The organism is Ruegeria sp. AB9 (genome assembly GCF_056542585.1).
Genome location: NZ_JBQGAA010000002.1, coordinates 282,456 through 303,522, shown reverse-complemented (window position 1 = coordinate 303,522; position 21,067 = coordinate 282,456). Strand labels below are relative to the sequence as shown.

Genomic DNA, 21,067 nt, shown 5'->3' with positions numbered 1-21,067 from the left:
AGAACATCTCAAATCAGCAGGTATTGAACCGATTCCCCCGGTTCGCGCGCAGGATCGTGTGGAGCACGGACCAACAGCGCGTTGGCCTGAGCCAGAACACTGAGAAGCGAGCTGTCCTGATCAGCGCACGCTTCGATACCGGCATCCGTCAAAACTGCGCGCATATAGTGTTCGCGCGGGCCGTTTTCCGAAAGCGGGGCGCTCAGCCGCGCAGTAGCGAAGGGTGGAACAACGTAATCCAGCCCTAGCATCCGGCGCACCATCGGAGCCAGGAACAGATAGCCACAGACCATGGCGCTGACGGGGTTGCCCGGTAATCCGACCATGGCCGTTTCGCCTATGCGACCGGCCATCAACGGTTTTCCGGGGCGCATTCGAATCTTGTAGAAGGATCGTTCCATCCCCAGACCCTGCGAAACGTCCGACACCAAGTCATATTCGCCAACCGACGCACCGCCGATTGTCACGACAAGGTCTGCCCCCTGCGCAAGGTCAAAGGCAGTTTCAAGCGAAGATACTGTGTCCCGTGCGATAGGAAGCACGCGAACCGAAGCCCCCAGTCCTTCCAGCATCGCCTGCAGGCCAAATGTGTTTGAAGCGATGATCTGATCCGGGCCGGGCTCTTCTCCGGGCATGACCAGTTCATCTCCGGTAGAAATCAGGGCAATCACAGGTTTGCGCGAAACCGGGATGTGAGGGATGTTCATCGCGGCCATCAGGGCGATATCTTCGGCGCGGATCAAACGCGGAGCCGAAATGGATGTCCCGGCCGCAAAATCAACTCCAGCGGGCCGAATGTTGGTTTTGGAACCGGGTGTGTCCGTGATTGTCAGAAGATCACCACGGCGGCCTGTATCCTCTTGAATCACAACGAAATCCGCGCCCTCTGGCACAGGAGCGCCGGTAAAGATGCGAACGGCCTGTCCAGGGCCTAACGCGCCGTCATAACGACGCCCAGCAGCGGACTCACCCACAACTTTGAACATGGCGTGCAGTTCGACTTCGTCGGATTTGACGGCATAGCCATCCATGGAGGACGCAGCAAAAGGCGGTTGGTCCCGCGTTGCCGTGACATCCTGCGACAGAACACGCCCTGCGGACTGGGCCAGTGGAACCTCTTCCGTTGGTAAAGGCTCCACAAGATCGAACAGCAGGGCACGCGCCTCTTCGACAGTAATCATTTCACTTCGTAACGTCCTGATTTACCGCCATCTTTAAGAAGAACGCGAATGCCGCCGATTTCCATCGCCTTATCGACGGCCTTGGTCATGTCATACACCGTCAGGGCAGCGGTTGAGACGGCGGTCAGGGCCTCCATCTCTACCCCGGTCTGGCCCGAGGTCTTGACCGTGGCTTCGATCTGAACACCCGGCAGATCCGGGTCGAGAGTCAGTTCAACGGCCACTTTGGTTACTGGCAGGGGGTGACACAGCGGGATGAGGTCCGGTGTCTTTTTCGCGCCCATGATGCCTGCCAAACGGGCAACGCCCAAAACATCGCCCTTCTTGGCGCGGCCTTCTGAAATGATTTCAAAGGTTTCTGCCGCCATCCTGATGTAACCGGCGGCAACGGCCACACGGTCCGTCACCTCTTTTTCCGAGACGTCGACCATATGCGCCTGACCTTGGGCGTCGAAATGAGTCAGCGGCATCACATCACTCCGGGGATCAGAGGATTTGACAGAATGTGGCGCGTGGCCGCCTCGACATCGTCCTGACGCATCAGGCTTTCACCGATTAGGAAGCAACGAGCTCCATAACGCGCAATATCGCTCAGATCGTCTGGCGTGCCCAGTCCGCTTTCGCACACGATGGTGCGGTCTGCAGGCACCAGCTTGGACAGGTGGCGAGTAGTGTCGAGTGTGGTCTCGAATGTCTTGAGGTTGCGGTTGTTGATGCCGATCAACGGGCTTTTCAGTTGCGCTGCGCGGGCAAGCTCCGCTTCGTCATGTACTTCGATCAGAACGTCCATCCCCCAATCGAAGGCGGTTTGTTCCAGTTCAGCCGCCTGATCATCACTGACCGAGGCCATAATGATCAGAATGCAGTCAGCACCCAAAGCGCGCGCTTCGACCACCTGATAGGGGTCGTACATGAAGTCCTTTCGTAGCGCGGGCAGAGACGTCGCCTCGCGCGCCTGTGTCAAATATTCTTTCGCGCCCTGAAAGCTGGGGGTGTCTGTTAATACGGACAAACAGGCCGCGCCACCGTCCTCATAAGCCTTTGCTAGGACCGGCGGGTCGAAATCTGGTCTGATCAAACCCTTGGACGGGCTGGCCTTCTTGACCTCGGCGATCAGGCCATAGCCTTGCCGGGACGCGGCCTGCAAAGCTGATGCAAATCCGCGTGTTTCGGACGCTGCACGTGCCTCACTTTCCAATGTTTCCAAGGGCTTCTGTGCTTTGTCTGCTGCGACCTCTTCCAGTTTATAGGCTTTGATTTTGTCCAGAACGGTTTCGGTCATGCGGCTTCCTGTGTCTTGGCGGCCAAGGCCGTGATTTTGTTTTTCGCGTTACCGCTGTCGATGCTCTCAGCAGCCATTGCCACGCCTTCGCGCAGATCGGTTGCGGCCTCTGCCACGACCAGCGCAGCGGCTGAATTCAGCAGCACGGCGTCGCGATAGGCTGACGGAGCACCGTCCAGCAAAGCACGAAACGCAACGGCGTTTTCTTCTGGCGTTCCGCCGATGATATCTTCGAACGGATGTACGGGCAGACCTGCGTCTTCAGGGTGCAGTTCAACTTCTTTCACCATTTCGTCTTCCAGAGCAGCAACCCAGCTGATGCCGGTGATTGTAAGTTCATCCGTCCCGTCCGAACCATGCACCAGCCACGCCCGGTCCGATCCCAGCAGGCCAAGCGTTTCGGCCATAGGGCGGATCAACTCACGACTGAAGGCGCCCGTCAATTGCCGTTTGACACCAGCAGGGTTGGTCAGAGGGCCAAGAATATTGAATATCGTGCGCGTACCCAGTTCTTGCCGGGACGGCATCACATGGGCGATGGCCGGGTGATGCATCGGCGCCATCATGAATCCAATACCAACATCTTTCAGTGCATTCTCAACAACTTGCGCGCCAACCATGACATTGATGCCCATCTGGCCCAAAGCGTCCGCCGCGCCGGATTTGGAACTCAGGTTGCGATTGCCGTGTTTCGCGACCGTCACTCCGGCACCGGCCACGACAAAGGCGGTCGCGGTCGAGATATTCAAGGTGCCTTTACCGTCTCCGCCAGTGCCCACGATGTCCATTGCACCTTCGGGCGCGTTCACCGCATTGCATTTCGACCGCATCACGGCCGCAGCCGCGGCATATTCATCGACCGTCTCACCGCGCGTTCGCATGGCCATCAGCAACCCGCCGATCTGGCTGGGCGTGGCTTCGCCATCGAACAATATGGCAAAGGCCTTTTCTGCCTCGTCACGAGTCAAAGGGCGATCGGCAGCGGCTCCGATCAGCGGTTTAAGCGCGTCGCTCATGCCGGGACTTTCAGTTCTTGCAGGAAGTTCTTGAGCAGGGCGTGACCATGCTCGGAAGCAATCGATTCCGGGTGGAATTGAACACCGTGAATAGGCAGTTCCTTGTGTTGCAGACCCATGATCGTGCCATCGTCCAACTCGGCCGTGATTCCCAGGCAGTCGGGCAGGGACTCGCGTTCGACCACCAGAGAATGATAGCGGGTTGCCTCAAAAGGGGATGGAAGCCCGGCAAACACGCCTTTGCCGGTGTGCTTCATAGTGCCCATCTTGCCGTGAACGATCTCGTGGCATCGTACCACCTTGCCGCCAAAGACCTGACCAATGGTCTGATGGCCCAAGCAAACCCCCAAAAGCGGTGTTTTGGTTTCGGCAGCGGCTTCGGTCAACGCAAGGCAAATCCCTGCCTGATCCGGATCGCAAGGGCCGGGGCTTAGCAGAATGCCCGCAGGGTTCATGGCCATCGCTTCCTGTACATCCAGCGCATCATTGCGGCGAATGACCATTTCGGCACCAAGTTCGCCTAAATAATGTACCAAATTGTAGGTAAACGAGTCGTAGTTGTCGATCAGCAGCAGCATATGGGCACTTATCTTCGCTTGGGCATTTCGGGCTGGCGATGCAACCCCGGGCCACGGTATAATGTCCGCACATACATGCTCAGGCTTGAGCGGCAGCGTCAAGAGGACATACCGTTTCTGACGCGTTCAATTGGCCGAGGGTCACATCAGATGGCGCAGAGCTGGACGAGGCAGAGAAAAGAGGCGAAAGGCAGGAAAAATGGGCGGATTTTTCGGAGGAATGGTCGCCGGGGCGATCGTTGTTTTGATCTTGGGCGTGGTTGTCTCGCTCAAGACGCCGATGGCCAATACGCCGGTTGTCACAACCAAGGCACCGGCGCCGACGATTTCTGAAACACCGGAGGCTCCGACTGAAGTGGCCGAGGGCGGATCTGATGCCGATCTGGTGGAATTGGCCCCGCGTGCGCCAGAAGCTGCCGATGACGCCAGTGAGGATCTGGCCGATCTGTCGGGGCTGGAATCGTCGCCCGATTCTCAACCTGTTGTAGGCGCAGCATCCGAAGCTCTGAACCAGCCGGAAGCAGCCGTAGCAAACGAGGTGTCTGTTGTGACCGAGGCACCCGCTGCCCCGCCGGAGCCAAGCCAGGCACCGGCGATCCAACAGGACGACGTTCTGCCGGCAGTGATTGATGAAACACCAACCCCGCCGGAAGAGCCCGAGAATACAGAGGTTGCGGTTCTTCAACCTGAACCAGAACCACTGCCACAGGCTGAGCCGGAGTTGGAACCACAAACGACAGAGGGCGGGGAACAGAACCCCTTTGAAAACAGTCCGATTGCGGTGGAAGGGGATGAAGACACATTGCCACGCGTATTGCCACGGATTGCTGCGTTGCCTCAGATCGGGGGGGAGCAGGAAGCAAATGGCAATTCGATTATCGGAAAACGTGTTGTGCCGTTGACGGAACGTGATGATGAGCCCGTCGTGGTACAGGCATCTGCTGAACAACAGAAATCGGGAAAGCCGATCCAGCGTTTTGCAGCAAAGTTCGACAATCCTGAGGCAAAACCGCTGATGTCGATCATTCTGATTGATGACGAGGGCGCATTCGGGTCCGAGGCTTTGCACGACTTTCCGTATCCGATCAGCTTTGCCGTGAACCCATCGGATCCTGACGCAGCAGAGAAAATGGCGCGGTATCGTGAGGCAGGGTTCGAAGTTCTGGCCCTGGCGGATCTGCCCGAGGCTGCAAGCGCACAGGATGCTGAGGTATCGCTGTCGGTCTGGCTGGATACCTTGCCGGAAACGGTAGGTATTCTTGAGGGCGTGAACAGCGGAATTCAGGGCAACCGCAAACTGGCGGATCAGGTCGCTGCGATTGCTGCCGGGACAGGCCGAGGCCTGATCACGCAGGACAACGGGCTGAATACGGTCCAGAAGCTGGCGGCCCGAAACGGTGTTCCGTCCAGTGTCGTGTTTCGGGATATTGACGGCGCCCGGCAGGATCCCAAGATCATGCGCAGATTCCTGGATCAGGCGGCGTTCCGTGCTGGTCAGGAAGGAACTGTGGTCATGTTGGGGCGCGTGCGTCCCGAGACGATTTCGGCCCTGTTGCTGTGGGGTTTGGAAGACCGGGGCAGCCGCGTTGCAATGGCTCCGATCTCGGCTGTCATGATGAAACAGGTGCAGTGACCCACCCGGACAAGCAATGAAAAAGGGCGGCGATCATCCGATCAGCCGCCTTTGTTTTTATCAGCCGTTTCCGTTTCCGGTGAACCGGGCAGCATCTGCCGCCGCGCGCCTAATGGCGTTGGATTTGTGGACGGTTTCCATGAACTCGGCCTCAGGGTCGCTGTCGTAAACAACGCCGCCACCGGCTTGGATAAAGAGTTTCTGATCTTTCACGATGGCAGTACGCAGCGCAATGCACATATCCATGTCGCCACCCGCGCTGAAGTAACCGACGCCGCCGCCATAAACGCCGCGTTTTTCCGGCTCCAACTCGTCGATGATCTCCATCGCGCGCACTTTGGGCGCGCCCGAAACCGTGCCCGCTGGCATCCCGGCAAAGAAAGCATCCAGGGCATCTTTGTCTTCGGCCAGTTCGCCCACAACGTTCGACACAATATGCATCACGTGGCTGTAGCGTTCTATGATGAACTCTTCGGTCGGACGAACCGTACCGATTTTGGAAACTCGCCCGGTATCGTTGCGACCCAGATCCAGCAGCATCAGGTGTTCAGCCAGCTCTTTCTTGTCGGCCAGCAGATCAAGCTCATTCGCTTTGTCTTCTTCGGGCGTTGCGCCACGAGGGCGTGTACCTGCGATCGGGCGAATGGTGACTTCACTGCCGAACACACGCACCAGAATCTCCGGGCTGGCGCCCACAACCTGAAAACCGCCGAAGTTGAAATAGAACATGAACGGCGACGGGTTGGTACGTCGTAGCGAACGATAGAGCGCGAAGGGCGGCAGCGGAAAATCCTGCGTCCAGCGCTGCGCTGGGACAACCTGAAAAATGTCGCCCGCGCGGATGTATTCCTTGGCCTTTTCTACCGCCTCCATATAGCCGAATTTGGTGAAGTTCGACACTGGTGGCGCAACTTCGCGCGCATCGCCAAGATCGCGGGTTTCCGCGGGCATGGCGCGCTCCAGATCGCGGACGGCATCCATCACGCGCTCAGCCGCCTGCGCATAAGCAGCCTTGGCCGATTGACCATCGCTGGCCCAGGCGGGTGAAACCACGGTCACCTCGCCTTTGACCCCATCCAAAACCGCGATGACAGAGGGGCGCAACATGATCGCATCCGGCAGGCCCAAAGGATCGGGGTTCACGTCCGGAAGGTATTCCACCAACCGCACCATGTCATAGCCCAGGTACCCGAACAGACCAGCAGCAGCCTGTGGCAGGTCATCAGGCAGGTCGATACGGCTTTCGGCCAGCAGCGCGCGCAGGTTGTCCATCGGATTGCCGTCCTGCGCCGAGAACGCCTCGGCATCAAAACGGGCCGAGCGGTTCAACTCGGACGTTTCCCCACGGCAGCGCCAGACCAGATCAGGCTTCATGCCAATGATAGAATAGCGGCCGCGCACTTCGCCCCCGGTCACAGATTCCAGCATGAACGCGTCTTTCTGCGCGCCCGTCAGCTTGAGCATCAGTGACACAGGCGTATCCAGATCGGCGGCCAGACGTGTATAAACCACCTGATTTTCGCCCGCTTCATAGGCGCGCGCGAAGGTGTCGAAGTCGGGTGTCAGGGCCATATCGGTCTCGTACTAATAGCTTGCCTGCACGGCGTTCAGCGCCTGCTGATCCACTACGGGGCGCGCCCGGGTCTGGGCGTCACGCACATAAGCGTCGAAAATGTTCTGCGCCAGAGCCTGATCCATTTGCGTGCCCAAAGCATCGCGCAACTGACGCAGCTCATCCGTATCCGCCGGAGGCAGGATTTCGTCCAGGCGCACAATCAAGGCCGCACCGTTGCCGCCGATGACACGCAACTCGCCCGGTTCCATCGCGAACACTTCGTTCATGAAATTGGCAGGAACGTCATCGAGAAACGCAGTGCGGGTCAGGGCGTTTTCCACGCGGAAAGGTAGCCCGGTCGCGGCAAAGTCACCGTCCGTGGCCAGTTGGCTCAGCGCGGTATTTGCCTGATCCCGCAGGGCCTTGTTGGTTTCGGCCTGTTTCCAGGCTGCCGCAACACGATCCCGCGCGCTATCCAGTGGTTCCGGGCGACGTGGAAGAACATCGTTGAGGCGCAGGGCAAAAATGGACCCATCTTCGAGGAATGCGATTTCAGGGAAATCTCCGTCCTGCACGGCTTCGGCGGCCGCGCGGAACCCGTCATAAGCTGCAATGCTTTCGGCGCTGTCGCGGGTCCAGTTGATCTGGCCCAGTTCCATTTCCGTTTCGTCTGCCAGCTCTTCCAGAGTGGCACCGCCGGCCAACATGTCGTTGATATCTTCGGATTGCGCCTCGATGAGGCGGCGTGCGCGTTCAGTTGCCAGCTCTTCCCGCAGGGCAGGTTCGGCGTCCTCAAACGGCACGTTGTTTGCGGCTAGCGATCCGTTGACGCGGAACAGGGCCGGACCAAATACCGATGGCAACGGGCCGACGACCGCGTCAAGCTCGGCCGCAAACACAGCGTCCGCAGCTTCGCCCAGCTCTTCGCGTGTTACGTCGCCCAGATCAATGTCGCTGAGTTCCAGGTCGCGATCGCGAACCAGTTGCTCAAAAGTCGTGCCACCAACTTCAAGCTGCGCCAAAGCGTCATTTGCAGCTTGTTCGTTCGGAAAGTTCAGACGTTCCACCAGACGGCGTTCGGGTTGATTGTATTCGTCGGACCGTTCTTCATAAAGGCCGCGCAAAGCATCTTCATCGACTTCGACTGTGTCGACCAACATAGAGGGCGACAGAATCGCATAGGTCAGTTGTTTGGTGCGGGGCAGGGTGAATTGATCACCGTTGTCGTCATAGAATGTCTGGATCTGTGCATCCGTTGGTTCAGCCACAGGTGTTTCCAGAGCTTCTGTTCCAACAGTTGCAACCGTAAAGCTGCGACGCGCACCGATATAGTCGGCCATTGAGTCCGTCAGTGTTGCGGGCATTTTAACACCGCCCATGATTGCGCCCTGCACAATCGTTCGGGCGGATTCCTTGCGCAGGTCCGATTCGAATTCGGAATCCGTCATGCCGACCTGTTCCAGTTGAAAGCGATAGGATTCGCGATCAAAGCTTCCGTTGACCCCCTGAAACGCCGGGATGGAGACGATTTCCTGCTGCAGGTTCTCGTCGCCGATGGACAGGCCAAGCTGACCGACCTCGTTGTCCAGAGCTGCCAAAGCTGTCAGGCGGGCTAGGGCGGTGCGATCCAGGCCCAACTCGCGCGCTTGCGACATTTGCAGAGGTTGACCGGTTTGTGCTTCAACGGCGCGGATTTCACGTTGCAGTTCGCGCACGTAATCTTCGACCGAGATGCTTTCATCGCCGACTTGCGCAACCGTGCGGATTGTCCCGCTGAGGTTGACCGCGCCGAAGCCCGCAAGACCCAGCATCAGCAGGCCCATCAGAATCCAGACAAAGGTTTTCGAAAGACTTTTAGCGCCTGCGGCCATGATGCCCTCTTGTTTTTTACGGCAGCGTTCTGCCCTGTCGGTTGCGGCCCTGAATACGACGCACACCGCCGAGGGGCAAGCTCAGAAGGACAGGCCCTGCAAACGGTTGAACAGTTGGCCCAACCCGGGCCGGTCCAGGTTGGCAAAGGCAATGCGCACCTGCCGTTTTCCAGCCGGGTCATGATCGGGCATGAACATGGTGCCAGGTAACAGCAGCACGCCGGCTTCGCTTACCAAACGACGGGCAAGTTCATCCGACGGCATGTCAAAAGGGTGTTCGAGATACGCAAAATAAGCACCAAGGCCCAAAAGGCGCCAACCCTTGGCTTCCAGCGTTGGCATCCCATCTGCAATAGCTGCGCGGCGGTCCAGAATTTCATCGCGCTCACCAGCCAGCCATTGCGACAGGTTCTGCATACCCCATAACGCTGCGAACTGGCCGATCTGGCCCGGGCAAATGGCGACCGTGTCGAGGAATTTCTCCACCTCGGCCAACAGTGCCTGGCTTGTAGCGATGGCACCAACCCGGTGACCCGTCAGGCGATAAGCTTTGGAAAACGAGTAAAGGTGGACAAGTGTTTCGTCCCATTCAGGTTGCTGAAACAGATCATGCGGGGGGCCAGTGCGACTGTCGAAATCACGGTATGTTTCATCGACGATCAGGCGAATCCCGGTTTCACGTGCCAAGTCATAGAAAGCACGAACTAGTTCAGAAGGGTATTCGACACCGCCCGGATTGTTGGGTGTGACCAAGGCGATGGCGCGTGTCTTATCTGTTATCAAACCACGTGCACGCTCGGGATCTGGCAGCAGGTCGTCTCCTGTTGGCAAGTCCACAGCGTGTACACCCGCCATATCCAGCCACATTTTGTGGTTGAAATACCAAGGGGTTGGCAGGATGACCTCATCCGTTTCGCCGGTGATTGCCGATATCACGGCCGAAAAAGCCTGATTGCAACCCGAGGTTATTGCGATCTGAGATGCATCAGTCTTGCCCGCGTAGTGCGCGTTGATCTGCGCCGACAACTCAGCGCGCAGATCGTCATTTCCCAACACGGGGCCATATAGGTGTGCGCTGTCTTCGCGCACGGCAAACTCGGCCATCGCCTCACGCAAGGCCAGCGGCGGCGGATCAACCGGGGCCGCCTGGCTGACGTTGATCAACGGGCGATCGGGCGGGAACGTAACGCCCTCGACCCATCGGCGCGCCTCCATCACCGGAGGGGCGAATGTTGCGGCGGTACGGCTGAGCGTCATGTGCGGTCTACTGTTCTGGAATCAATCGGTGCCGCGATACGGCTCGACATATTGAAGGGCCATATCCCACGGGAAAAAGATCCACGTGTCCTGGCTGACCTCGGTGATGAACGTATCCACCATCGGTCGGCCTTTGGGTTTGGCGTACACAGTGGCGAAATGCGCGTTCGGGTACATTTCCCGTACCAGTTCCAGCGTCTTGCCGCTGTCGACCAGATCATCGATGACCAGAATAGCGGTTCCGTCGCCCATCAGATCGGCGTCCGGAGCTTTCAGCACTTCTGCCTCACCCTGTTCCTGGTGGTGGTACGAACGCACGCTGATCGTGTCGACTGTGCGGATGTCCAACTCACGACTGACGATCATTGCAGGGGCCATGCCCCCGCGCGTGATCGCGACAACGGCACGCCAGTTGCCGTCATCGGGGCCTTGCCCGTCCAGACGCCAGGCCAGAGCACGCGAATCGCGATGAATCTGGTCCCAACTGATGTGAAAGCCTTTTTCGTGGGGCAGGCGGTCCTTGGCGCTCATGTTATTAACCTTTTTCAACGTCCGGGGCGTCAACGGCCTTCATGCCGACAATGTGATAACCCGAATCCACGTGCAGATTCTCACCTGTTACACCGCTGGACAGATCCGACAACAGATACAGCGCCGAGTTGCCGACGTCATCGATCGTCACGTTGCGGCGCAGGGGCGAGTTATATTCGTTCCACTTCATGATATAGCGGAAATCGCCGATACCACTGGCGGCCAATGTCTTGATCGGACCCGCGGAAATCGAATTGACCCGGATGCCATCCTTGCCCAGATCTTCGGCCAGGTATTTTACCGATGCTTCCAGCGCGGCCTTGGCAACGCCCATCACGTTATAGTGTGGCATGACCTGCTCGGCGCCGTAATAGGTGAGCGTCACGGCGCTGCCGCCTTCTGTCATCATCTTTTCGGCGCGCTGCATCACGGCGGTGAAGGAATAGACCGACACATCCATCGTCAGATTGAAATTTGCCCGGCTGGTGTCGACATACCGTCCGCGAAGTTCGTTCTTGTCAGAAAAGCCGATTGCGTGAACGATAAAGTCCAGTTTGCCCCATTTCTCTTCCAGCCCCGTGAAAAGTGCATCGATCGACGCTTCGTCACTGACGTCGCAGGGCAGAACGATTTCGCTCCCCAATTGCGCCGCCAGCGGGTCGACGCGCTTTTTCAGAGCGTCGCCTTGGTAGGAAAAGGCCAGCTCGGCCCCGGCATTCGACAAGGCGCGGGCGATTCCCCATGCGATTGATTTGTCATTGGCCAGTCCCATGATGAGGCCGCGTTTGCCGGCCATCAACTGATTTGACATGTTCGGTTCTCCGCCTGTCTTCGCGTTATGTTGAGTTGGTTTATGCCATTGGTTGCGTTGCATCAAGGCCGTGCGCTCTTGCCCGCAGCGGGTTCTCGCCTTAGGTTCGTCGTTAATACTTTCCAGGGGATGGAAATGACCGAGCGTGATGGCATCTTTGCTGGCTCCGATCCGTTTGAAATAGCGGCACGGTGGCTGGCTGAGGCTGAAGAAACTGAATTGAACGACCCGAATGCGATTGCGCTTGCAACCGTTGATACGGACGGTTTGCCAAATGCACGCATGGTGTTGCTGAAGGAAATCGAGGCGGATTCGTTTGTTTTCTATACAAACTACGAAAGCGCCAAAGCCCGAGAACTGGATACTGCCAGAAAAGCTGCGTTTGTGATGCATTGGAAATCTTTGCGGCGCCAGCTTCGTGTTCGTGGTACAATATGTCGTGAAAATGGGCCCCAGGCAGATGAGTATTATGCATCAAGGTCATTGAAAAGCCGGTTGGGCGCGTGGGCTTCAAAGCAGTCGCAACCACTTTCAAGCCGGACAGCTTTGATGGCAGAGGTCGCGAAAGTGACCGCGAAACTTGGGCCGAATCCGCCACGTCCCCCATTTTGGGGCGGGTACAGATTGACGCCGACTGAGATTGAGTTCTGGGCCGATGGAACATTCCGTTTGCATGATCGGTTCAGATGGCAACGAATTGAGCCGGGATCGGCATGGCATGTTGAAAGGTTGAATCCATGACGTTCACGTGTCGTGAAATGCAACAGGCAGAAAATAAACGATTTTTTCAGCTTGAATTTGCCTGTCATTCCCATAAACAACAAACCCTTAACGAACTGCTGATATTCGCGATGGGAAAACCGTGCCAGAAGACCTGAACAACATGTATCGCGTCCGTGGACACGTAAAATGGTTCGACCCTGCAAAGGGTTATGGCTTTGTCGTATCTGAAGAGGGCGGCCCGGATATCCTGTTGCACGTGAATGTTCTGCGCAACTTCGGCCAGAGCTCTGTCGCTGACGGTGCCAGCATCGAAATCATGACTCACCGCACGGACCGAGGGGTTCAGGCGGTAGAGGTTGTTGCCATTGATCCACCGGCGCGGACCGACTCGATGATGCTTGCCGATTTCGCCGAGCTGGATCCGGTGGTTATCGCAGAAGCGCCTCTGGAAGCCGCTCGGGTGAAATGGTTCGACAAAGGCAAGGGTTTTGGCTTCGCGAATGTCTTTGGACGTGGCGAAGACGTGTTCCTTCACATTGAGGTGTTGCGTCGCTCGGGGCTCGCCGATCTGCAGCCTGGCGAAGCGCTGGCAATGAGAGTGATTGACGGCAAGCGGGGCCGGATGGCCGCGCAGGTTCTGGCCTGGGAAGCAGCATTGGACAGCTGAATCGCATGAAACGGCATCTGGCATTCTTGACCATACTTTTAACGATGTGGGCAGGAGTAGCTGCTGCTGCTTGCAGGGCAGACCGGGTAACGCTCAGAAATAACAGTGCGACGGTGCAATTTGACGTGGAAATCGCCGTTACGCCGCAAGAGCGATCTCGCGGTTTGATGTTTCGCGAGTCGTTGCCGAATCGATCCGGCATGGTGTTCGTTTTCGATCCGCCGCAGCCCGTCGCGTTCTGGATGAAGAACACTCTGATCCCGCTCGATATGATTTTTCTGGATCGCACCGGTACGGTAACGCGTGTGCATGAAGGGGCGATTCCCGGGGATCTTACACCGATTGAAGGCGGCGATTCCGTATTTGCAGTGTTGGAAATTAATGCCGGATTGTCTGCGCGCTACTCCATCCGGCCTGGGACACAGATGAAGCACGAAATTTTTTCGCAAGGACCTGCAATTTGGCCCTGTTAGGGCTTTTCAAATCAGATCGGCATCGTTAGGAAGGCGCACGGTCCGGGGCGTGGCGCAGTCTGGTAGCGCACCTGTTTTGGGTACAGGGGGTCGTAGGTTCGAATCCTGCCGCCCCGACCACTTCCATCAAGCTAGTTCGGCGAGCCTCCCATTGTTTGGTAGAGCTCGCTGATGGCTTGGTTCAAAACCTTGCTTTCAACGGGAACTTCAACCGCGGTGCCGGATTTCTGCGGCACATGGAAGAAAACGCGTGCGTCTACGCGATATCCGGTGTTTGTTTTCGTCGACGTAAGGCGCACGACGCTTTGCGGAAGATCCTGAGGATGCCCGTCATAGTTCAGAATCAGAAAAGCCGTTGTCTTAGGCGGCAGGAATTCACTGCATTCGAAGGTTCGATTCCCGATTTTCCTAAAAGACTCACCAGGGCCTGAACAACTGGTTTCAAACGTATCGAACAGTCGCTGAGGGAAGGTTTCAAACTGTGCGCTGCGTGACGCGACGGGCACATCTTGTGGTGTGCACGCCACGATGCAGGCTATGGCCGGGCTAAAATGAAACAACTTCATTCGTTCTGAGCCTTCTCACTCTTGGGCGCTTCATCCAGCATATGGCGCGGGTCTGATTGCCTGGGCGGCTGTGATTCCCCTTCAGCCTAATCGGCATGGCATTAGTTGATCAAATGCAGATAACTATGCTGGTAAAAACGGGAATTCGTTTTGAGACTTCAAAACGTCGGCGGAAATTTGCCGTGGATGAAGTTGTGGAGGAATCGCAACCCGCGCGCAAGCGGGCCACCGCAGCAGTTAGGTCAATATAAAAGATTTCAAAAATGACCGAAAAAGAGCGTTGACCTTCTAGGGGTACATACGTCAAATTGTATGAGCCAAAGAGATTGCCACAATATCTGGTGTATAAGCCGGAAAGGGCAGCGGGCGAGGGTCGGATAAGCACAGTCGATTAACGTGCGGCCGTAATAGCGGCTTTACGCTGCCTCAGGCAGCGAATGGTACCTTTTTGCGCGCTTCTCAGGGCGTTGTGGGCGACACCCCGCAACACAAGATTTGGTGTCGGGAATCGGAAATTGAGCTGTATTAACCAAGGCTGCGGACATGAAGATTGAAAGAAAATTCACCAAACCAGATCAGGATGCCTACGCGGAACTGAATTTTGTGTCCGCAACGTCTGAAATCCGTAATCCGGACGGTACAATTGTCTTTCGTCTCGACGACATTGAAGTCCCTTCCAGCTGGTCACAGGTCGCAAGTGATGTGATCGCGCAGAAATATTTCCGCAAGGCGGGCGTTCCCTCCAAGCTGAAGAAAGTGAAGGAAAAAGACGTTCCCGAATTCCTGTGGCGCTCGATTCCTGCGGATGGCGCCGACTTCGATGGGGAAACATCCTCGAAGCAGGTATTCGACCGTCTGGCAGGTGCCTGGGCGTACTGGGGCTGGAAGGGTGGTTACTTCTCGACCGAGGATGACGCGCGCGCCTATTTCGACGAGATGCGGTATATGTTGGCGACGCAGCGCGCCGCACCGAATAGCCCGCAGTGGTTCAACACCGGCCTGCACTGGGCTTACGGCATCGACGGTCCGGCGCAGGGGCACCACTATGTCGATTATAAAACCGGCAAGCTGACCAAATCGAAATCCGCTTACGAACATCCGCAGCCGCATGCGTGCTTCATCCAGTCCGTTGACGATGATCTGGTGAACGAAGGCGGCATCATGGACCTGTGGGTGCGTGAGGCGCGCCTGTTCAAATACGGCTCGGGTACCGGCACCAACTTCAGCCATCTGCGCGCGGCTGGTGAAGCGCTGTCGGGTGGCGGCAAGTCCTCGGGGCTGATGGGCTTCCTCAAGATCGGCGACCGGGCCGCTGGCGCGATCAAATCAGGCGGGACAACTCGTCGGGCAGCAAAGATGGTGATCGTCGATGCAGATCACCCGGACATCGAGCAATTCATCGAATGGAAGGTGATCGAAGAGCAGAAAGTTGCCTCGATCGTTGCCGGATCGAAGATGCATGAGAAAATGCTGAACGGTATTTTCGAGGCTATCCGCACGTGGGACGGCGTTGCTGATGATGCTTATGACCCGAACAAGAACGATGCGTTGAAAGCAGCGGTTCGCGAGGCGAAAAAAGTCGCGATACCAGAGACTTACATCAAGCGTGTGCTGGATTACGCCAAGCAAGGGCACGACAGTATCGAATTCCCGACCTATGATACGGACTGGGATTCGGAAGCTTACAGCTCGGTTTCCGGCCAGAACTCGAACAACTCTATCCGTGTAACCAACGCGTTTCTGACCGCAGTTGAGAAAGACGCGGATTGGGAGCTGATCAATCGCACCGACGGCAAAGTGGCAAAGACCGTCAAGGCGCGCGATCTGTGGGAGAAAGTCGGCCATGCGGCATGGGCTTGCGCTGATCCGGGTATTCAGTTCCACGACACGGTCAACGAATGGCACACTTGCCCCGAAGATGGTGAGATTCGCGGCTCGAACCCGTGCTCGGAATACATGTTCCTGGATGACACGGCCTGCAACCTGGCGTCGATGAACCTGCTGACGTTCCTGAAGGATGGGGAGTTCCAGGCGGCGGACTATATGCATGCTTCGCGCCTGTGGACCCTCACACTGGAAATCTCGGTGACGATGGCGCAATTCCCGTCGAAGGAAATCGCGCAACTTTCTTACGACTTCCGCACGCTGGGTCTGGGCTATGCCAATATTGGCGGTCTGCTGATGAACATGGGCTACAGCTATGACTCGGACGAGGGGCGTTCGATCTGTGGCGCTCTGACCGCAATCATGACAGGCGTTGCCTATGCCACCTCGGCTGAGATCGCCGGAGAGCTTGGCCCGTTCAAAGGCTACGAACGCAACGCCGACCACATGCTGCGCGTCATCCGCAACCACCGTCGTGCTTCGCAGGGCGTAACAGACGGGTACGAGAAACTGGCAGTCAAGCCTGTGCCTCTGGATCACGGAAACTGCCCGGACAAGCGGCTGGTCGATCTGGCCATGTCAGCCTGGGACGAGGCGCTGAGTCTCGGTGAAAAGAACGGCTACCGCAACGCGCAGGCCACCGTGATCGCGCCCACCGGCACCATCGGTCTGGTGATGGATTGCGACACCACCGGGATCGAGCCCGACTTCGCTCTGGTCAAGTTCAAGAAACTGGCCGGTGGTGGTTACTTCAAGATCATCAACCGCTCGGTGCCATCCGCGCTTGAGAAGCTGGGTTATTCCTCGTCTCAGATCGAAGAGATTGTGGGCTATGCAGTCGGCCACGGCACCATCGGGAACGCGCCGGGGATCAACCACACCTCGCTTACCGGTCATGGCTTTGGTCCGAACGAGTTGGCCAAGGTGGATGCCGCGCTGGAAAGTGCCTTCGACATCCGGTTCGTCTTCAACCAGTGGACACTGGGAGAAGATTTCTGCACCGGCGTTCTGGGCATCCCGGCAACCAAGCTGAACGACCCGACTTTCGATCTGCTGCGTCATCTGGGTTTCACCCGCGCAGATATCGAAGCAGCCAACGACCACGTTTGCGGAACAATGACTCTGGAAGGTGCACCACATCTGAAGGAAGAGCACTACGCGATCTTCGATTGCGCCAACCCGTGCGGGAAGAAAGGCAAGCGTTTCCTTGGTGTTGACAGCCACATCACCATGATGGCGGCGGCGCAAAGCTTCATCTCGGGTGCGATCTCAAAAACGATCAACATGCCGAATGACGCGACGATCGAGGATTGCCAAAAGGCCTACGAACTCAGCTGGTCGCTGGGTGTGAAGGCCAACGCGTTGTACCGCGACGGCTCGAAACTCAGCCAGCCGCTGGCAGCGGCGCTGGTTGAGGATGATGATGAAGCGGCAGAAGTGCTCGAAAGCGGATCGGCGCAGGAAAAAGCCGTCGTTCTGGCCGAGAAGGTGATCGAGAAGGTTGTGGTCAAAGAGATCATCCGCAGCCATCGCGAGAAATTGCCACATCGCCGCAAGGGCTATACTCAGAAGGCGATTGTCGGTGGTCACAAGGTGTACCTGCGCACAGGTGAATTCGAAGACGGCCAATTGGGTGAAATTTTCATCGACATGCACAAGGAAGGCGCTGGCTTCCGGGCGATGATGAACAACTTTGCCATCGCGGTGTCGGTCGGCCTGCAATACGGCGTGCCGCTGGAAGAGTTCGTGGATGCCTTCACCTTCACCAAGTTCGAACCGGCGGGGATGGTGCAGGGCAACGACTCGATCAAGAACGCGACGTCGATCCTGGACTACATCTTCCGCGAGCTGGCCGTGTCCTATCTGGACCGCACCGATCTGGCCCATGTGAAACCCGAAGGCGCAACCTTCGACGATCTGGGTCGAGGCGAGGACGAGAGTGTCTCGAACGTCTCGGAAATCAGTGAAAGTGCCGCATCCAAGTCTTTGGAAGTGCTGAAGCAAATCAGCTCGACCGGCTATCTGCGCAAGCGTTTGCCACAGGATCTGGCGGTATTCAATGCGGGTCAGGCTGAGTTGAACGGTATGGCTGAATCGGCGGCTGCTTTCGAAGCGCCAGCTACCGAAACGGCCGTGGCCACCAGCATGGATGCCCGCACCAAGGCCAAGATGCAGGGCTATGAGGGTGACCCGTGTGGCGAATGCGGGAACTACACGTTGGTGCGCAACGGTACCTGCATGAAATGCAACACTTGCGGTGCGACAAGCGGGTGTAGCTGAGAACAACGCCCCGGCACCCCGGGGCGTAGGGGTCGGACGCTGCCCTAAGTAACCGACCCCGACGAATACGGAGAAATGGTTTGAGACTTACCAACTGACCTTTCTCCACTCGGCCGACATGCCCGTGTTGGCCGGGAACAGGGTGGGGCGGAATATTTGCTCCCTCCCACTCTTTCACGGGGCGGGTGCGCTCGCCCCATGCGCAGTCCAGGCCGCAGGCAAAAAAATACCGGGCGGTCAACGAAATGAGCCTGGAAGGCGAAACTGACAGGGGGCTTCGGCCCCCTTTCTTTTTGCGCCGAGTTGCCGGGATAGGCGCGCTCTTGCCGGATCGGGCCGTGCGTGTCGGGCCAGACCCGCCGAAACGGGTCTGGCGGAGTTTTGCCCGGCGGCGCTTTGCGACCCCGACTCGGGCAAACACGCAAGGATTGGCGCGAATTCCCGGCAATCGCGCAAAACGGGTGACGCCCTCGGTCTTACAGTGTTTCTGGGGCCTGTCCGGACGAAGACATAAACAACCTATCCAGGAGGCACCAAAATGAAACCGCAGTATTTGATTGGGATTTCCATCGCTGCTCTGACCTTGCCGGGAGTGCTCTCGGCGCAGTCCTCAACCGATGTAAATGGTGATGGCGTTCTGACCATCGAAGAAATTCAGGCCGTATTGCCAGAAGTTGACGCCGATACCTTCTCGGCGATGGACGCAAACGGCGACGGGGCGTTGGACGCTGATGAGGTGGCAATTGCGCAAGAAGCAGGATTGCTTCCACCCAGCGACGGGTAAACAAAAAAAGGTGGCCCGAAGGTCTTCGGGCCACCTTTTCGTATGTTATGCGGGCAAGTGAATGTTGAACTTTTCCCGAAGCTCCGCGTCGAGCAGTGGGTCGAACCGGGCAGCCGAGGGCGTCGACAGGATCTCTTCCTTTCGGGCTATTGCCTTTTCAACCAGATCCGGTTTGCCGAGTTCGACCCATTCCTTAGGGGAAGAGCGGTCGCCAAAGGTCGGATAGACATAGTCGGCCTGCATCCGGCTGAGGGTTGCATCCGTTCCCAGATAATGGCCCGGGCCACCCATGCATACTGACGCGATCTGATCCAGTGCGAGGGTTTCATCCGTCACTTCGACCCCGCGCACACAGCGTTGTGCCTGACCGATCAGGTCGTCGCTGAGGATGAGGCTTTCGAAGCAGAAACCCAGCAGTGAAGCGTGCATACCAGCGGCCTCATACACCATGTTCAACCCGGACAGACCGGCCATTACGTTCGAACACATCTGCTCCCATCCGGCCTGCATGTCGGGCAGTTTCGAATCTGACGCACCGGCTGCTGCGCCACCCGGCAAATCATAAAAGCGATGCATCTGAGCGCAGCCAGCCGTCAGCAGGGCTTGCTCACCCGAACCGATAGACATTGCGCCGGTTCGCAGATCGAGGCCGAAGGGCCAAGTGCCAAAAATTGCGGGGGCACCGGGGCTTACGGCGTTTACATAAACCAAACCGGCAAGGCATTCCGCGGTGGCCTGAGCAATTGCTCCAGCGATGGTCGATGGCGCGGTGGCACCGGCCATTCCAGCTGACAGCAACAGCACCGGCATCCCGGCCTTAATGCATTCCTCCATCACTTCGCAGCTTTCGGTTGCGAATTTCATCGGCGGTACGACAAAGCAGTTGGAGTTCGACACGAAAGGCCGCTCGCGATACTTATCTTCGCCGCCGGCGATCATGTAGATCATCTCCATCGCAGGGGCGACGTGGCTGGGTTCCGTGAAGGATGTGCCGATGTGTTTGAACGTTCCTGAACAGCTGGCGTAGATTGTGTTCAGGTCCATCTCAAGGTTGTCCGCGATGTCGCGGCACACCATGGGGCGTTGAACAAAGTGAATGTTGTCAAGCTGTTGGCAGATCCGTGCGGCATCATGCAGGTCTTGCACGGTTGAATCGCGATATTTACGACCGTGAACGTCAACCATGGAAACAGCAGCGCCAGCCGTGCCGTAATGGACTTTGGTACCTGCCAGTTCCAGATCAGTTTTTCCGTCGCGGCTGAACAATGTGACTGACCGGTTCGCTTTTGCGATCGTGTCTTCGACTAGGGCACGGGGGAAGCGGATGCGGCCGTCGTCACCCGATGTACAGCCTGCACCAACCAGATAGTCGATACCGCTTTGTGGGGCGTCAGCCAGACCAATAGTTTCAAGTGCGGTCAGTGCGGCCTCGTGGATACGTTCGATCTGTGCCTGGGTGAGGACATTCAGAACACCGCCCTCCATTCCGGGGCGCACGGGGCGCAGATGGTCAGGCAATGCAGTTGCACGGGCCGCGCGACGCGCGGCGCGACCGCCGCTGCGCGAGGTGTTGCGGGATTGGTCGTTCATTTCGGTTTTCCGATCGTTGAGTGGTGTTTTAGGGAACTGAAAGAGGGTCCCTTACGGCCGCCCTCGTGCCGCACGTCCCCGGTCCGCACCAATGGTGCGGCTGATCAGGCTGATCTTCCAATCGTGGTCAGTCATTCCGCCTCTCAACGTTTGAGGCAAGAATTCCAAAACGTGGCGACGCAATCTGTTCTGTTTGCGACCTCAATAGAATTTTACTTCAGCAAATACCCGCCCAACAAACGTCTGATTGAATTCAGGGTCAGTTTTTCTCCCGTAATGACGAAAATCTGTTATACTGCATTCACTTACTCTTGAGCTTTACGTGCAAGGAATTGAACTCTGACAAAACCGATCCCAGTTAAATCATAAGCTAACACATGATCTG

General features: G+C 57.4%; 18 protein-coding genes and 1 tRNA gene. 7 read left to right on the top strand and 12 right to left on the bottom strand.

Annotated elements, in window-relative coordinates; all coding sequences use genetic code 11:
• Positions 1 to 8 precede the first annotated feature (8 nt).
• From ACR0K5_RS07350 to ACR0K5_RS07330, 5 genes are read right to left on the bottom strand one after another with little or no spacing between them, the layout of a single operon-like run.
• Positions 9 to 1,181, bottom strand: coding sequence for a molybdopterin molybdotransferase MoeA (locus ACR0K5_RS07350; RefSeq protein WP_480629052.1), 1,173 nt, complete (start codon positions 1,179 to 1,181; stop codon positions 9 to 11).
• Positions 1,178 to 1,651: a cyclic pyranopterin monophosphate synthase MoaC gene (gene moaC, locus ACR0K5_RS07345; RefSeq protein WP_480629051.1), complete on the bottom strand. Its 474-nt coding sequence runs from the start codon at positions 1,649 to 1,651 to the stop codon at positions 1,178 to 1,180. Before moaC ends, ACR0K5_RS07350 begins: the two co-directional genes overlap by 4 nt.
• Positions 1,651 to 2,463, bottom strand: a complete 813-nt coding sequence (gene trpC, locus ACR0K5_RS07340) for an indole-3-glycerol phosphate synthase TrpC (protein WP_480629050.1) — start codon at positions 2,461 to 2,463, stop codon at positions 1,651 to 1,653. The genes moaC and trpC overlap by 1 nt, the downstream gene beginning before the upstream one ends.
• Positions 2,460 to 3,479 carry an anthranilate phosphoribosyltransferase gene (gene trpD, locus ACR0K5_RS07335; protein ID WP_480629049.1) on the bottom strand — a complete coding sequence of 340 codons (1,020 nt, stop codon included), beginning with the start codon at positions 3,477 to 3,479 and terminating at the stop codon, positions 2,460 to 2,462. Before trpD ends, trpC begins: the two co-directional genes overlap by 4 nt.
• Complete coding sequence (locus tag ACR0K5_RS07330; protein WP_480629048.1) at positions 3,476 to 4,057, bottom strand: anthranilate synthase component II; 582 nt, start codon at positions 4,055 to 4,057, stop codon at positions 3,476 to 3,478. Before ACR0K5_RS07330 ends, trpD begins: the two co-directional genes overlap by 4 nt.
• 199 nt (positions 4,058 to 4,256) lie before the next feature.
• On the opposite strand from ACR0K5_RS07330, the gene ACR0K5_RS07325 reads away from it, so the two are divergent.
• Positions 4,257 to 5,690 carry a divergent polysaccharide deacetylase family protein gene (locus ACR0K5_RS07325; RefSeq protein ID WP_480629047.1) on the top strand — a complete coding sequence of 478 codons (1,434 nt, stop codon included), beginning with the start codon at positions 4,257 to 4,259 and terminating at the stop codon, positions 5,688 to 5,690.
• Positions 5,691 to 5,750: 60 nt separating this feature from the next.
• On the opposite strand, the gene trpE is transcribed toward ACR0K5_RS07325, so the two are convergent.
• The 5 genes from trpE to fabI form a co-directional block, all read right to left on the bottom strand.
• Complete coding sequence (trpE, locus tag ACR0K5_RS07320; RefSeq protein ID WP_480629046.1) at positions 5,751 to 7,262, bottom strand: anthranilate synthase component I; 1,512 nt, start codon at positions 7,260 to 7,262, stop codon at positions 5,751 to 5,753.
• A gap of 12 nt (positions 7,263 to 7,274) precedes the next feature.
• Positions 7,275 to 9,116 (bottom strand): peptidylprolyl isomerase, encoded by a 1,842-nt coding sequence (locus tag ACR0K5_RS07315; RefSeq protein WP_480629045.1) that lies wholly within the window; start codon positions 9,114 to 9,116, stop codon positions 7,275 to 7,277.
• Between the two features lie 81 nt (positions 9,117 to 9,197).
• Positions 9,198 to 10,373, bottom strand: coding sequence for an aminotransferase (locus tag ACR0K5_RS07310; RefSeq protein WP_480629044.1), 1,176 nt, complete (start codon positions 10,371 to 10,373; stop codon positions 9,198 to 9,200).
• 21 nt (positions 10,374 to 10,394) lie between these two features.
• Positions 10,395 to 10,904, bottom strand: coding sequence for a xanthine phosphoribosyltransferase (gpt, locus tag ACR0K5_RS07305; protein WP_480629043.1), 510 nt, complete (start codon positions 10,902 to 10,904; stop codon positions 10,395 to 10,397).
• A 4-nt stretch (positions 10,905 to 10,908) separates the two neighbouring features.
• Positions 10,909 to 11,715 carry an enoyl-ACP reductase FabI gene (gene fabI, locus ACR0K5_RS07300; RefSeq protein ID WP_480629042.1) on the bottom strand — a complete coding sequence of 269 codons (807 nt, stop codon included), beginning with the start codon at positions 11,713 to 11,715 and terminating at the stop codon, positions 10,909 to 10,911.
• Between the two features lie 135 nt (positions 11,716 to 11,850).
• Between fabI and pdxH the strand changes: the two genes are divergently transcribed.
• From pdxH to ACR0K5_RS07280, 4 genes are all read left to right on the top strand, one after another.
• Complete coding sequence (pdxH, locus tag ACR0K5_RS07295) at positions 11,851 to 12,456, top strand: pyridoxamine 5'-phosphate oxidase (protein ID WP_480629041.1); 606 nt, start codon at positions 11,851 to 11,853, stop codon at positions 12,454 to 12,456.
• Positions 12,457 to 12,598: 142 nt separating this feature from the next.
• Positions 12,599 to 13,105: a cold-shock protein gene (locus tag ACR0K5_RS07290; protein WP_480629360.1), complete on the top strand. Its 507-nt coding sequence runs from the start codon at positions 12,599 to 12,601 to the stop codon at positions 13,103 to 13,105.
• Positions 13,106 to 13,110: 5 nt separating this feature from the next.
• On the top strand, positions 13,111 to 13,578 hold the full coding sequence (locus tag ACR0K5_RS07285) for a DUF192 domain-containing protein (RefSeq protein WP_480629040.1): 468 nt from the start codon (positions 13,111 to 13,113) through the stop codon (positions 13,576 to 13,578).
• A gap of 43 nt (positions 13,579 to 13,621) precedes the next feature.
• Positions 13,622 to 13,698, top strand: a tRNA-Pro gene (locus tag ACR0K5_RS07280).
• 11 nt (positions 13,699 to 13,709) lie between these two features.
• Here ACR0K5_RS07280 and ACR0K5_RS07275 read toward each other — a convergent pair.
• Positions 13,710 to 14,144 (bottom strand): hypothetical protein, encoded by a 435-nt coding sequence (locus ACR0K5_RS07275; protein WP_480629039.1) that lies wholly within the window; start codon positions 14,142 to 14,144, stop codon positions 13,710 to 13,712.
• 543 nt (positions 14,145 to 14,687) lie between these two features.
• Between ACR0K5_RS07275 and ACR0K5_RS07270 the strand changes: the two genes are divergently transcribed.
• Together ACR0K5_RS07270 and ACR0K5_RS07265 are read left to right on the top strand one after the other, a co-directional pair.
• Entirely contained in the window at positions 14,688 to 18,308 is a 3,621-nt protein-coding gene (locus ACR0K5_RS07270; RefSeq protein ID WP_480629038.1) for a vitamin B12-dependent ribonucleotide reductase, read from the top strand.
• Between the two features lie 538 nt (positions 18,309 to 18,846).
• Positions 18,847 to 19,092: an EF-hand domain-containing protein gene (locus ACR0K5_RS07265; protein ID WP_480629037.1), complete on the top strand. Its 246-nt coding sequence runs from the start codon at positions 18,847 to 18,849 to the stop codon at positions 19,090 to 19,092.
• A 45-nt stretch (positions 19,093 to 19,137) separates the two neighbouring features.
• Here the strand turns inward: ACR0K5_RS07265 and ACR0K5_RS07260 are convergent, their stop codons facing one another.
• Complete coding sequence (locus tag ACR0K5_RS07260) at positions 19,138 to 20,682, bottom strand: trimethylamine methyltransferase family protein (protein ID WP_480629036.1); 1,545 nt, start codon at positions 20,680 to 20,682, stop codon at positions 19,138 to 19,140.
• Between the last annotated feature and the right edge of the window lie 385 nt (positions 20,683 to 21,067).